13 protein-coding genes are annotated in these 12,376 nt (G+C 69.2%); 9 read left to right on the forward strand and 4 right to left on the reverse strand.

The window, feature by feature from the left end:
* Nucleotides 1–199 precede the first annotated feature (199 nt).
* Both AAHA49_RS08900 and AAHA49_RS08905 read left to right on the forward strand, forming a co-directional pair.
* Entirely contained in the window at nt 200–826 is a 627-nt protein-coding gene (locus AAHA49_RS08900; protein ID WP_342037987.1) for a sigma-70 family RNA polymerase sigma factor, read from the forward strand.
* The gene (locus AAHA49_RS08905; protein WP_342037988.1) at nt 823–1,689 is read left to right on the forward strand and encodes an anti-sigma factor domain-containing protein; all 867 of its coding nucleotides are present in this window, start codon (nt 823–825) and stop codon (nt 1,687–1,689) included. Before AAHA49_RS08900 ends, AAHA49_RS08905 begins: the two co-directional genes overlap by 4 nt.
* On the opposite strand, the gene AAHA49_RS08910 is transcribed toward AAHA49_RS08905, so the two are convergent.
* Nucleotides 1,690–2,403 (reverse strand): hypothetical protein, encoded by a 714-nt coding sequence (locus tag AAHA49_RS08910; protein ID WP_342037989.1) that lies wholly within the window; start codon nt 2,401–2,403, stop codon nt 1,690–1,692.
* A gap of 94 nt (nt 2,404–2,497) precedes the next feature.
* Between AAHA49_RS08910 and AAHA49_RS08915 the strand changes: the two genes are divergently transcribed.
* From AAHA49_RS08915 to AAHA49_RS08945, 7 genes are all read left to right on the forward strand, one after another.
* Entirely contained in the window at nt 2,498–2,932 is a 435-nt protein-coding gene (locus tag AAHA49_RS08915) for a DUF1129 domain-containing protein (protein ID WP_342037990.1), read from the forward strand.
* A 145-nt stretch (nt 2,933–3,077) separates the two neighbouring features.
* Complete coding sequence (locus AAHA49_RS08920; RefSeq protein WP_342037991.1) at nt 3,078–4,400, forward strand: histidine kinase; 1,323 nt, start codon at nt 3,078–3,080, stop codon at nt 4,398–4,400.
* Nucleotides 4,401–4,402: 2 nt separating this feature from the next.
* Nucleotides 4,403–5,116, forward strand: a complete 714-nt coding sequence (locus AAHA49_RS08925; protein WP_342037992.1) for a response regulator — start codon at nt 4,403–4,405, stop codon at nt 5,114–5,116.
* A 34-nt stretch (nt 5,117–5,150) separates the two neighbouring features.
* On the forward strand, nt 5,151–6,038 hold the full coding sequence (locus AAHA49_RS08930; RefSeq protein WP_342037993.1) for an ABC transporter ATP-binding protein: 888 nt from the start codon (nt 5,151–5,153) through the stop codon (nt 6,036–6,038).
* Nucleotides 6,035–7,165, forward strand: a complete 1,131-nt coding sequence (locus tag AAHA49_RS08935) for an ABC transporter permease (RefSeq protein WP_342037994.1) — start codon at nt 6,035–6,037, stop codon at nt 7,163–7,165. The genes AAHA49_RS08930 and AAHA49_RS08935 overlap by 4 nt, the downstream gene beginning before the upstream one ends.
* Before the next feature lie 113 nt (nt 7,166–7,278).
* Nucleotides 7,279–9,054, forward strand: coding sequence for an alkaline phosphatase (gene phoA, locus AAHA49_RS08940; protein ID WP_342037995.1), 1,776 nt, complete (start codon nt 7,279–7,281; stop codon nt 9,052–9,054).
* A 257-nt stretch (nt 9,055–9,311) separates the two neighbouring features.
* A complete protein-coding gene (locus AAHA49_RS08945) occupies nt 9,312–9,887 on the forward strand; it encodes a GNAT family N-acetyltransferase (RefSeq protein WP_342037996.1) in 576 nt (191 codons plus the stop codon).
* A gap of 48 nt (nt 9,888–9,935) precedes the next feature.
* On the opposite strand, the gene AAHA49_RS08950 is transcribed toward AAHA49_RS08945, so the two are convergent.
* The 3 genes from AAHA49_RS08950 to AAHA49_RS08960 form a co-directional block, all read right to left on the reverse strand.
* Nucleotides 9,936–10,670 carry an ABC transporter permease gene (locus tag AAHA49_RS08950; RefSeq protein ID WP_342037997.1) on the reverse strand — a complete coding sequence of 245 codons (735 nt, stop codon included), beginning with the start codon at nt 10,668–10,670 and terminating at the stop codon, nt 9,936–9,938.
* On the reverse strand, nt 10,667–11,572 hold the full coding sequence (locus tag AAHA49_RS08955) for an ABC transporter ATP-binding protein (RefSeq protein WP_342037998.1): 906 nt from the start codon (nt 11,570–11,572) through the stop codon (nt 10,667–10,669). Before AAHA49_RS08955 ends, AAHA49_RS08950 begins: the two co-directional genes overlap by 4 nt.
* Nucleotides 11,573–11,697: 125 nt before the next feature.
* The gene (locus AAHA49_RS08960; protein ID WP_342037999.1) at nt 11,698–12,318 is read right to left on the reverse strand and encodes a TetR/AcrR family transcriptional regulator; all 621 of its coding nucleotides are present in this window, start codon (nt 12,316–12,318) and stop codon (nt 11,698–11,700) included.
* Nucleotides 12,319–12,376: the final 58 nt, after the last annotated feature.

Here is a 12,376-nt window from a genome sequence, read left to right on the forward strand (position 1 = left end):
AGGAGCTGCCGGGGACCGATCTCTCAGTCCGGTCCCCGGCGGCGCTCACGGGCCTCGCTCCCCCACCGAGGCTCTACGACCCATCCCCACATGAGGTCGGCCTGACGCCCACGTCCCTCCGGGGCATCCCCCTCGACCCGCAGTCACCGCTTCCGGTATGTCGTCCGACCGCCTCGGCGGGAGATGACATGATGGGAACATGACTTCCCATGACCACGGGGCCGAAGGGGACTCCCCGCCCGGCAGCAGCGATCAGGCCGGCACCCGGACGGAGACCTCGTCTGACCCCTGCGGCCGGCTGCTCGTGCAGATCGCCGCCGGCGATCGCGACGCGTTCGAGGAGCTCTTCGTCTCCCAATCCCCCATCCTCATGGCGGTCATCATGCGCATCGTCGTCAGTCGCTCCCTCGCCGAGGAAGTGCTCCAGGAGTGCTTCGCCGAGGCGTGGGCGCGTTCGGGCAGCTTCGATCCCTCACGGGGAACCGGCCGAGCCTGGCTGGTGACCATGTGCCGCCGGCGGGCCATCGACTGCGTGCGCAGCGTCCAGGCCTCCCGTGACCGTGACGTCGCCGACGGGCTGCGGTCGGCCGCAGAGGTCGGCGAGGAGGTCGAACAGACGGTCATCGATCACGCCGAGTCCGATCGCACCGTCTCAGCACTCAAGCTCCTGCCTGCCGATCAGGCTCAGCCGATCGTCATGGCGTTCTATCAGGGCATGACCCACGCTCAGATCTCGGAGAGACTCGGAGTCCCGTTGGGCACGATCAAATCGAGGATCAGAGACGGCATGAGGAAACTGCGGAAAGAGTTGGAGGCGAGCCGATGAGCGCAGATCGCGACTACCTGGCCGCCGGACTGGCCCTGGGCGGGCTCAGCGACGACGAACTCGCCGAGGCGCGCGCCCTGAACGAGACCGATCCCGAGTTCCGTGCCGAGGTCGAAGCCTACGCCGACACCGTGGCCCTCATGGCGTTCTCCGACGAGCCCCAGCCCGTGAGCGCGGAGACGCGGCGGGCGATCCTCGCCGTTCCCGATGCCGTCGCGCAGGAGGATTCTCCCGCCGAGGCGGCCCCCCGAAACAGCGAATCGACGACGTCAGCGCCGATCGGGGCGACATCCTCGGCAGCGGGGTCCGGGTCAGCGTCCGCGGCACCGTCGGCGACGGAGTCCGAATCGGCCGCATCAGCAGAGCCGATCGACCTCGCGCAGCGGCGCCGACGGCGGATGCGCACGTGGCTTCCGTGGGCGGCGGCCGCGGCCGCGGTCATCCTCGTCGTCACCGGGTTCTCGGTCAACGCATGGCAGATGCAGCGCAAACAGGACGCTGTGGCCGAGCGGCTCGAGCACACGCAGCGGACCCTCGACGACGCGACCCGTCTGCTCAGCGCACCCGACCTCAAGGCCTCGACGACTGTGCTCGCGACGGGTGGGACGGTCACCGTCGTCTCCTCGGAGGCCGAGCAGGCCATCCGCGTGAGCACCGCAGACGTCGCCGATCCGCAGGACAAGTCCCTGCAGATGTGGGTCATCGGCGCCGATGGGGCCAAGAGCGCCGGGCTTCTCGTCGGCAGCCTAGCCTACGTCGATGACAGCACGTTCGGCGCCGGCAGCCAGTTCGGCATCACCGTCGAACCCTCCGGCGGATCCGAGCAGCCGACGACCGAACCGATCCTCGCCGTCGACCTCTAGTCAGCCGACAAGCTCGGCGAGGTCGATCTTCCCATCCGGACGTTCACGGAACGCGCCCTTGACCAGCGATGACAGCCCTTCGATGTAGGCTGCGCGGATTCGCGCCTCATCCCGTCCGGAGACGATCCTCGCCACCGCGCTGCGGGCGAGCAGGAGGGCGGCCTCGGCGATCGGAGACGTGCCCGCTGGTGACACGGACTCGAGCCCCCAGGCCCTTGCGACCCGCTCGTAGACCGCGCGCACTCGGCCGGTGTCCTCGGCGTCGATCCGGTCGAGGAGCTCGGCGAGTTCTTCCGTCGGGGCATCGAGCGCGACTGCCTGGAAGCGCACGAAGGCCCGCCAGCGGATAGAGCCGAGGAGGATATCGAGCTCCTCGTCCGCGGCGAACGCGATGAAGCGGGCCGCGCTATCCGCCCGCGAATCCCGGCCTCCGGTCTCTCCCTCGACGGCTTTGCGGGCAAGCTCGAGGGCGCGATCGGTGCCCAGGGTGGCCATCGCATGTCCCGCGAGACACTGCTCGAGCGCGAACGCACTGAACGCCGACCTCCCCGACCAGATCCGGTAGGCCGACGCGCGTGAGACGCCGGCGTTCTCGAGGATGACCTCCATGGGGATCTCCGGCCACACGGCGATGCCGTGGCGCGCGACGAAGTCGACGACCGCTGCGGCGACGAGAGATCGCGTCTCCTCGGTGGTTCGGTGCAAGCGCGGCATGGGAACCCCTTGACTTGAGACATGATGTCTCTTTAGCCTAGCAGTACCAGTTGAGACATCATATCTCAACACTTTCGGGACTCTGGAGGACATCATGATCCGCACCCGCACCGCCGCCCTCATCGGCGGACTTGCCAGCGCCGCCGCCGTCGTCGTCACCGTCGTTTCGGCCGGACAGGTGCGCCCGGCGCTCGCAGGAGCATACGCCTATCCGAACGCCTCGGGCATCGGCCTCGATGAGGCGGTATCGGTGACACTGACCTATCTGTTCGTCCTGGCCGGCGCCGGGTTCGTGGTCGCGCTCGCATATCTCCTCATCGGTCCCTTGGCGCGGTCCCGTGTCGGATGGTGGATCGCGCTGGGGTTGAGCGCCCTCGGTCTTGCGGTCGCGGCCTACAACGCCGTACAAGTGGAGATCCCCCCGGTCGTCAGAGTCGTGTTCTTCCTGCCGCCGCTTGCTGGGATCGCCTGGCTCGCGCTCTCACGGCAGGGGGTTCGGGCGGATAACCGAGTGGGAATCGGTGGCTGAGCAGGCGCTCAGCGGAAACGCGCAGTCTCGACCACACCCGGTCGTGTCCACCGCGCGGGTCCGCAACAGGCTCCACCACGCGGCGGACCCGCACTCCGCACAGCGGTGGATGCCCCGCGTTCACCTCGGTGCCTAAGCTGGAGGAATGGCAGAGCAGATCACCGCCGAGGAGAGGCGGCCCCGGGCGCGCGACTGGTACCTTGTGGTCGCCCTCGGCGCCGGGTCGGCGATCTTCGCCGCGCTCTACGATGCGACGGGGTTCTGGCCGTTCAAGGTCCCGCTGTGGGTCTCGTGCCTGGCCTCGTTCGTCGTCGCCGTGCCTCTGGTCTGGCGCCGGCGCTTCCCGAGCTGGGTCGCCTGGGTGGTGTCGACGATCTACGTCGGCGCCCAGTTCCTCGGGGCGATGGAGCCGGGAGTCGCGCAGATCGCCGTCTTCCTCGCCGTCTACTCCGTCGGGGCGTGGCAGAGCGACCGGCGGCGGGCCTTCGTCTCCCGCCTGCTGCTGTGCATCGCGATCTTCGCCTCGCTCATCGCCGCTGCCGCCGTCCAATGGTCGAACCTCGGTCAGCTCACGGTGCTCCAGTACGCGGCGGCGTCGAGCATCTCCTTCCTCATCAACATCGTCTTCTTCGGCGGAGCCTGGGTCTTCGGCAACCGTGCGTGGAGCCAGCGTCGGCTCATGACCGAACTCCGCGAGGCCAACGAGGAGGTCAGTCGGCAGAGCCGGCAGCTGGCCGACCAGGCGATCGACCTCGAACGCGTGCGCATCGCCCGTGAACTCCACGACGGCGTCGCCCACCACATCGCCGGGGTCGGCATCCACGCTGCCGCCGCCCGGCGCAGTCTGGAGAAGAACCCGGAGAAGGCACGCGAGTCGCTGAGCATCATCGAGTCCTCGACCAGGGAGACCGTCGACGAGCTCCGCACCCTCGTCCACACCCTGCGGGACACGGAAGGGCAGACCGCCTCGGCGAATCGGACGACCGGCAACCCGGGCCTCGGCAACCCGGGCTTGGGCGATCTGCCCGAACTCATCGCCGATGCCCGCCGCGCCGGGCAGACCATCGACGTCGAGACGCTCGGGACCCCGCGCCCGCTCACCCCGATCATGGAACTCTCCGTCTTCCGGGTCATCCAGGAGTCCCTGACGAACAGCCGCCGGTATGCCGGTGCCGACGCCGAGGTGTCGGTGCGGCTGCGCTACGGCGTGAGAGACCTCGAGGTCGAGGTCAGCGACTCCGCGGCGGGCCCGACCGCGCACCAGTCGGTGGGCACGGGGCTCGGCATCGTCGGCATGCGCGAGCGCATCGGCGCCCTCGGCGGAACCCTCGAAGCGGGTCCGAAGTCCCGCGGCGGCTGGCTGGTCCGTGCCCGCCTGCCATACACCCGTAACGGCGCAACCGGCACACCGGCCGGCACCGAAGCCACCGCTTCGGCGTCCCCTGCCCCGGATTCCGCGAAGGCCTGAGCATGATCCGTGTCCTCCTCGTCGACGACCAGTCCCTCGTCCGTGCCGGCTTCCGCACGATCCTCGAGACCGAGGACGGCATCACCGTCGTCGGCGAGGCCGAGAACGGTCAGGTCGCCATCGACCGCGCCCTCGAACTCAGCCCCGACGTCATCTGCATGGACGTGCAGATGCCCGTCATGGACGGCCTCGCCGCGACCGCGCAGATCGTGCGTCGCGGCCTCGGCAGCGCCGTCCTCATGCTCACGACCTTCGACCGCGACGACTTCCTCTTCGACGCCCTTGCCGCCGGCGCCGGGGGCTTCCTCCTCAAGACCGCCGAGGCGGAGCAGCTCATCGACGCCGTCACCGCCCTCGCGCACGGCGACGGTCTGCTCTCCCCCGAGGTGACCCGTCGCGTCATCGAACGCTCCGTGAGCACCCCGGCGGCCTCGGCTGCGCCGGCACCCGAGCTCGACCTGCTCACCGACCGCGAACGCGAGGTCCTCCAGCAGCTCGCCACGGGACTGACGAACGCGGAGATCGCAGGCCGGCTCTACCTCGGCGAGGCGACGGTGAAGACGCACGTGTCGAACGTCCTCGGCAAGCTCGGCATCCGGGACCGCACGCACGCGGTGATCTGGGCGTATGAGAACGGGGTGGTGAGAGTCGGTGACAACCCGGGGCAGCCCGCGCCTCCCCCGGCCAGCGGAGGCCGAATTCGCCCTCACGGCTGAGCCGCCCGGAGCGTCCTCCGCCTAGCGTGGAGGCATGATCAGTCTCGAGGGAATCTCCCGCAGCTTCGGCGACCACCAGGTCCTTGACGATCTCAGCTTCGACATCGGTGCCGGCCGGATGACCGGCTTCGTCGGATCGAACGGTTCGGGCAAGACGACGACGATGCGCATCCTCTTGGGCGTCCTCGCCGCGGACTCCGGCCGGATCACGATCGACGGGGCCGAGATCGCCGCGGCCGACCGCAGCGCGATCGGGTACATGCCCGAGGAGCGCGGGCTCTATCCGAAGATGCCGATCATCGACCAGCTCGTCTACCTCGCCCGCTTCCACGGGCTGAGCCGGCATTCGGCGAAGCGCCGGGGTCTCGAACTCCTCGACCGCCTCGACCTCAAGGGGAAGCCGAGCGACACCCTCGAATCGGTCAGCCTCGGCAATCAGCAGAAGGTGCAGATCGCCGCCGCCCTCATCCACCGACCCCGCGCCCTCGTCCTCGACGAACCGTTCTCCGGTCTCGACCCCGCCGCCGTCGAACGCACCCTCGAGGTCCTCACCGCCTTCGCCGACACCGGCGCTCCCGTCCTCTTCTCGAGCCATCAGCTCGACCTCGTCGAACGCCTCGTCGACGACCTCGTCATCATCGGCGACGGCCGGCTCATCGCCGCGGGCACCGCCGAGGAGCTGCGTCGCTCCCGCAGCCTGCCCGAATGGACGCTCGAGACCGATGCCGACCTCGCATGGGTGCGGGCCGTCCCCGACATCACCGTCACCGAGTTCGACGGCCGTTGGGTGCGCTTCTCCGCCCCTGACGATGCCGCCGCCGAGGCGGTCCTCCGCCGCGCGATCGACGTCTCGTCGGTCCGGTCGTTCGCCCCGCATTCCGTGCCCCTCAACCGTCTCTTCCAGGAGGTCACGCAGGCATGAGCACCCATCAGCCCACCCCGGCCACCCATCTGTCCACCCCGGTCGAGACCACTCGGGCCGGTTTCACCACGGCGATCGGCCTCGTCATCGAACGCGAGGTGATGGTGCGGCTGAAGTCGAAGTCGTTCATGATCTCCACCCTCCTCTCGGTCGTCCTCTTCGGCGCCTTCGTCGCCGTCTCAGGGACGCTGCCCTCGCTCTTCGCCTCCACGGACAGGGTGGCAGTCACCTCGGCGGAATCCCTGTCCGGGATCGACGACGTCGAACCCGTCGTCGTCGCCGGCGTCGAGGAGGCGAAGCGGCTCGTGAGCTCCGAGGACGTCGCCGCTGCCGTCGTCGACGACCCCGCGTCGCCGACCGGGTCGACGGTCATCGCGCTGCGGTCGGCACCGGAGTCGCTGACGACCGCACTCAGCCGCACCCCGAACGTCGAACTCCTCGACCCCGATGCCCCGGACCCGACGCTCACACGGTTCATCGGTCTGGGTCTCGGGCTGATCTTCCTCTCCTCGGCGATGACGTTCGGGATGACGATCGCCTCCTCGGTCGTCGAGGAGAAGCAGTCGCGGATCGTCGAGATCCTGCTGGCATCGACCTCGGCGCGGGTGCTCATGTTCGGCAAGGTCATCGCCTGCTCCCTGCTCGCGTTCGCGCAGATCGCGCTCACCGCGGTCTCGGTCCTCATCGGGGCGGCGATCAGCGGGAACGATCTCGTGCTCGGGCGGCTGGCGGAGCCGATCGCGTGGTTCATCCCGCTCTTCGTCGTCGGCTTCGTCATGATCGCCGCCCTCTACGCGGCGGCGGCCTCGATGGTCTCGCGTGCGGAGGATCTGGGGTCGACGAGTTCGCCGATCATGATGCTCATCCTCATGCCCTACATGGGCGTCGTCCTCTTCGCCGACAACGAGGCGGTCATGGCGGTGCTCAGCTACGTCCCGTTCTCCGCAGCCGTGGCGGTGCCGATGCGGGTGTTCACGGGCACGATGCAGTGGTGGGAGCCGCTCGTCTCGCTGGCGATCCTCGTCCTCACGACCCTCCTCGCCCTGCTGCTGGCCACGCGGATCTTCCAGCGCTCGATCCTCCGCTCGGGCCCGAAGGTCTCGTGGAAGCAGGCGCTCTCGCGGTAGTGACTGGGTTGTTCACGTTCCCTTCATTCCGGATCAACACAGTCTGCGAATTGCCTGAGTAGGTTGAAGAGGCAGTTTCGCGCACTCGCGCACCACGATCCGGAAGGACCCCCATGGCCAGGACAACTCTGCGCGTCGCCGCTGCGGCAGGCGCCCTCACTCTCGCGCTCTTCGGAGTCGCGGCCCCCGCCTCGGCGGCGGGAATCGACGAACCCGGCGGCGCCCGCCAGCTCGACGGCGACATGACCGACTCGATCCGCAAATCCATCGAGGATGCAGGAGCGAAGAACGTCATCCTCCTCATCGGCGACGGCATGGGCGACTCGGAGATCACCGTGGCCCGCAACTACGCCGAGGGCGCGAACGGCCGCTTCTCCGGCATCGACGAACTGCCCCTGACCGGCAGCTACACGACGTACTCGGTCGACAAGGAGACGGGCAAGCCCGACTACGTCACCGATTCGGCGGCGAGCGCCACCGGTTGGGCTTCGGGGACGAAGACCTACAACGGTGCCCTCGGCATCGACCGCAAGGGCAACCCGCAGAAGACGCTCATCGAACTCGCCCGCGCGAACGGGCTGAAGACCGGCAACGTTTCGACCGCGGAGATCCAGGACGCGACCCCGGCCGCGCAGGCCTCCCACATCAGCGACCGCGGCTGCTACGGACCCGAGGAGACGAGCAAGAAATGCTCCACCGCGGCACTTGAGAACGGCGGCCTCGGTTCGATCAGCGAGCAGATCCTCAATACGCGCGCCGATGTCACCCTCGGCGGCGGTGCGGCCTCGTTCGAACAGACCGCGAAGGCCGGCGACTGGCAGGGCAAGACGCTGCGCCAGCAGGCGACTGACCGCGGCTACCAGCTGGTCAGCGACGCGAAGTCCCTCGACGCCGTGACCGAGGCCAACCAGGACAAGCCGGTCCTCGGCCTCTTCTCCGACGGCAACTTCCCCGTCCGTCTGCAGGGACCGCTGGCCACCCGCACCGGCGGCGCCGAACCGGCAGCGAAGTGCGAGCCCAACCCGGAGCGCACGTCCGCGGTGCCGTCCCTCGAAACGCTGACGAACAAGGCCGTCGACCTCCTCGACAACGACAAGGGCTTCTTCCTCCAGGTCGAAGGCGCGAGCATCGACAAGCAGGACCATGCGGCGAACCCGTGCGGTCAGATCGGTGAGACCGTCGACCTCAACGAGGCCGTCACCGCGGCCCTCGACTTCGCGAAGAAGGACGGCGAGACCCTCGTCATCGCCACCGCCGACCACGCCCACTCGAGCCAGATAGTCTACCCCGGTTCGACGACCCCGGGTCTCACCCGCACCCTGACCACGGCAGACGGCAGCCCGATGACCGTGGCCTACGGCACCGCCGAAGAGGGCAAGTCGCAGAGCCACACCGGCTCGCAGCTGCGCATCGCCGCCTACGGACCGGGAGCGGCCAACGTCGTGGGACTGACCGACCAGACCGACACGAACTACACGATCGCCGACGGCCTCGGCCTCGACCGCAACGCCGAAGTCCCCGGTGACCCGGGTGACGATGCGAACGGTTCCGACGACTCGAAGGGCTCGTCCGACTCCAACGGCAGTGCCGATGCCGGTGGCAGCTCCGACGGCGGGCAGGACTCGAACGGCGGCGGCGATTCGACCGGCGGCGCCGACGGTTCCGAGGCCGATGCCGGTGGTGCCGGCGGGTCGAACGGTGCCGGTGGCGGCGAGGGCAACACCGGTTCCGGTGGTGACAAGGGCCCGGGCATCGCCGGCGGAGGCGGAGGGTTCCTGCCCCGCACCGGTGTCGAGATCGGCGCGGCGATCTTCTTCGGCGTCGCTGCGATCATCGGCGGCACCGCACTCGTGCGCCTCGCCCAGCGTCGCAAGCTCATCAACATCTGAGCGCAGTCGCCGAGACACCCCTGACCTCCTCCCGGGAGGCGACCAGTCCCGGTGAGGGGCATCCACAGCGGTGAGTCGGCGTCGGCTCGGTCCGAACGGACCGGGGCGGCGTCGCCTCACCGCTGTCGTGCATCGCCTGGGCCCGTTCATCGACACAAGCCGCACCCCCGCCCCACGACCGTCCCGAGTCGCAGTCACCCCAGCAGGCGCCCCCGAACTCCTTGACCGGGCAGTCCCTGCGTGGTTCGGTGGACTCTATGACCGAGCCCGCGCTCACCCTCACCACCGATCGTCTGCGGCTGCGCACGTACCAGCCCTCCGACGCCGAGGAGCTGCTGCCCATCTACTCCCGCGACGACGTCTCGCGGTTCCTCCTCGGTGATCCCTGGACCTCTGAGGTGGCCCGCACCGAGATCGGCAAGCGGCTGCAGCGCACGGGGCTGAGCGGTGAGGCGAAGGCGCTCGCCCTCGTCATCGAGACCGATGACGATCACGAAGACATCGCCGGGTCGACCGTCATCGGCGACATCGCGATCTGGCTCGACGGCACGGATCTGACGAAGGCGGAGATCGGCTGGGTGCTCGACCCCGCAGCGAGCGGGCACGGCTTCGCCTCGGAGGCCGCGATCGCGGTGCTCAACATGGCCTTCGACGACTGCGGTCTGCGTCGGGTCGTCGCGCAGATGGATGCCCGGAACACCGCCTCGGCGAAGCTGGCAGAGCGGATCGGGATGAGACGGGAGGCGCATCTGCGTCAGGACTGGTGGTCGAAGGGCGAGTGGACGGACACCCTCGTGTTCGGCATGCTCGCGAGCGACCGCAGAACCGCCTGATGCGGCACCGCCTGACGCTGGGTCGTCTGACGTAGGACCGCCCGTCCCCTACGGCGTCCGCCGGCGCAGGGTGAGGGAGCCGACGACGATCGCACCGACGATCCAGCAGCCGATGAAGAGGATCCGCAGCCACACCCAGCTCGCGTCCTCGTCCCCAGTCGCCACCGCCGTGAGCGCGTCGATCGCATGGGACAGCGGCATCCAGTCGCCGATCGTCTCGAGCACCTCGGGAAGCTGGTCGCGGGGCAGGAAGATCCCGCCGAGGAGGATCTGCGGGAAGACGAAGACCGGCATGAACTGGACGACCTGGAACTCGGTGCGGGCGAACGCACTGGCCAGAAGCCCGAGGGCGGTCCCGAGCAGGGCGTCGACGATCGCGACGGCGAAGAGCAGACCGAGAGAGCCGTCGATCGTCAGACCGCACACCCCCACCGCGAAGGCGACGGCGATCGCCGTCTGGACGATCGCGAGGAGACCGAAGGCGAGCGTATAGCCGAGGATGAAATCGCCCTTGCCCAGCGGCATCGACAGCAACCTCTCGAGCGTCCCGCTGCGACGTTCCCGCAGAGTCGCGATGCTCGTGACGAGGAACATGACGATGAAGGGGAAGAGCGCGAGCATCGCGGGACCGATCGACGAGAAGACCTCGGTCTCGTCGAAGATCCACGCGACGAGGCCGATGAGCAGGCTCGGCACGACGAGGAGGAGGGCGATCGTGCGCGGGTCGTGGCGGATCTGCGCGAGCACCCGGCCCGTCGTCGCGAGCGTGCGCTTCGGGCTCATGACCAGCTCCCGTGTCCGTCGGTCCGGTCGTCGGGCCCGTCCTCGGATCGGCCCGCGCGACTGTCGGCGCGACTGTCGGCGCGACTGTCTTCGGATCGGTCGCCATGTCGGGGTCGCGTCGTGTCCGACCCAGTTCGCGCGCTGAGGAGGCGGCGGCGCCGACCGCCCCCGCTCACTTGACCGCGGCGGCCGCTGTCGCGTTCGATGAGGCGCAGGAAAGCGTCCTCGGCAGTTTTCGCGCCGGTGCTGCGCAGGAGTTCTCGCGGTGTCGCGTCGGCGATGACGCGGCCTTCGCGCATGAGCAGGAGTCGGTCGCAGCGGGTGGCTTCGTCCATGACGTGGCTCGAGACGAGGATCGACGCCCCGTCGTCGACGAGTCCACGGAAGATCCCCCAGAGGTCGGCGCGCAGCACCGGGTCGAGGCCGACGGTGGGCTCGTCGAGGACGAGGAGCTCGGGCTCTCCGAGCATCGCGGCCGCCAGCGACACACGGTTCGTCTGACCGCCCGAGAGCGTGCGCGCCATCTGCCGCGCCTGCCCGCTCAGACCGGTGCGCTCGATGACACGGGCCGCGTCGGTGGCAGGGGCTCCGACGATACGGGCGAAGTAGCGGAGGTTCTGCTCCACCGTGAGGTCCTCGTAGATGCTCGCCTGCTGGGTCATGTAGCCCACCCGGTGACGCAGGGCCCGGGACCCGGCTGGGCGGCCGAGGACGGTGACGGTTCCCCCGCGGGTGATCTGCATGCCGACGATCGCGCGCATGAGCGTCGTCTTCCCGCTGCCGCTCGGGCCGAGCAGGCCGATGATCTCCCCTGCGGGCACATCGAGGTCGAGGCGGTCGAGGACCGTCGCCCGACCGCGGCGGACGGTGAGACCGCGCATCTCGACCACATTATTCACCATACGATGAATTAGACGCCTGTTCGCGGTGCACGTCAAGGGGTGACGGCGGGGATCCCGGCGCAAGGCGCCCCTCGGTACGACGGACGACGGACGACGACCTCAGCGGTGCAGACGGGTGCGGCGGTCTAGAGTCGGCCGTCGAGGTGACCCTGCACGGATACGCTGACCCTGGCGATCACCTCGGCGATCGGTTCGGAGGCGAGCGGTTCGATGCCGATGACGTGCCGGACGATGAGGACACCGGCCATCTGACTCATCACGAGGGTGGCCCGCAGGTCCGCCTCGGCAGGATCGATGCCCTCGGTCTCAAGCCGGCCGGCGATCGCCCGGCCGAGCTCTCGGACCATGAACTGTCGCAGCAGGCCGCCGGCCCCGGATCCGCCGATCGCGGTCTTGAGCAGAGTGATCCCGATCGGCCTGACCTTCGGGTTCTCCCAGGCCGTGAGGACCGTGGTGACGATCGATTCGCCGAGGCGGTTCAGCGGTGCGTCGAGGGCGCGACGGACGATCCGGTCGGGCCGGACGGGGAGGCGGACGGCCTCGGCGAAGAGCGCGGCCTTCGAGTCGAAGTAGTGGTGTACGAGGGACGGATCGACTCCGGCCCGGCGGGCGATGCCGCGCATCGACGCCGCATCGTAGCCGCGTTCGGCGAACTCGCTGGCCGCGGCCTTCGCGATCGCCTCACGGGCGTCGCCGCGCGAGGACTTCGGCGGACGTCCGCGACGGCGGGGTGCTGGATCGGACACGGAACTCAGCTTAGTCGCCAGCGCTCGGTCGCCTCGGCGGGATGCGGGAGAGGCGGCA

It is taken from the genome of Brevibacterium ammoniilyticum, assembly GCF_038429965.1.
In the GTDB taxonomy this organism is placed as follows: Bacteria; Actinomycetota; Actinomycetes; order Actinomycetales; family Brevibacteriaceae; genus Brevibacterium; species Brevibacterium ammoniilyticum.

Bases quoted from the DNA above. Each gene is read 5' to 3' on its own strand.
- AAHA49_RS08900 (WP_342037987.1), top strand. From the start codon at position 200: ATGACTTCCCATGACCACGGGGCCGAAGGGGACTCCCCGCCCGGCAGC.
- AAHA49_RS08905 (WP_342037988.1), top strand. From the start codon at position 823: ATGAGCGCAGATCGCGACTACCTGGCCGCCGGACTGGCCCTGGGCGGG.
- AAHA49_RS08910 (WP_342037989.1), bottom strand. From the start codon at position 2,403: ATGCCGCGCTTGCACCGAACCACCGAGGAGACGCGATCTCTCGTCGCC.
- AAHA49_RS08915 (WP_342037990.1), top strand. From the start codon at position 2,498: ATGATCCGCACCCGCACCGCCGCCCTCATCGGCGGACTTGCCAGCGCC.
- AAHA49_RS08920 (WP_342037991.1), top strand. From the start codon at position 3,078: ATGGCAGAGCAGATCACCGCCGAGGAGAGGCGGCCCCGGGCGCGCGAC.
- AAHA49_RS08925 (WP_342037992.1), top strand. From the start codon at position 4,403: ATGATCCGTGTCCTCCTCGTCGACGACCAGTCCCTCGTCCGTGCCGGC.
- AAHA49_RS08930 (WP_342037993.1), top strand. From the start codon at position 5,151: ATGATCAGTCTCGAGGGAATCTCCCGCAGCTTCGGCGACCACCAGGTC.
- AAHA49_RS08935 (WP_342037994.1), top strand. From the start codon at position 6,035: ATGAGCACCCATCAGCCCACCCCGGCCACCCATCTGTCCACCCCGGTC.
- phoA (WP_342037995.1), top strand. From the start codon at position 7,279: ATGGCCAGGACAACTCTGCGCGTCGCCGCTGCGGCAGGCGCCCTCACT.
- AAHA49_RS08945 (WP_342037996.1), top strand. From the start codon at position 9,312: ATGACCGAGCCCGCGCTCACCCTCACCACCGATCGTCTGCGGCTGCGC.
- AAHA49_RS08950 (WP_342037997.1), bottom strand. From the start codon at position 10,670: ATGAGCCCGAAGCGCACGCTCGCGACGACGGGCCGGGTGCTCGCGCAG.
- AAHA49_RS08955 (WP_342037998.1), bottom strand. From the start codon at position 11,572: ATGGTGAATAATGTGGTCGAGATGCGCGGTCTCACCGTCCGCCGCGGT.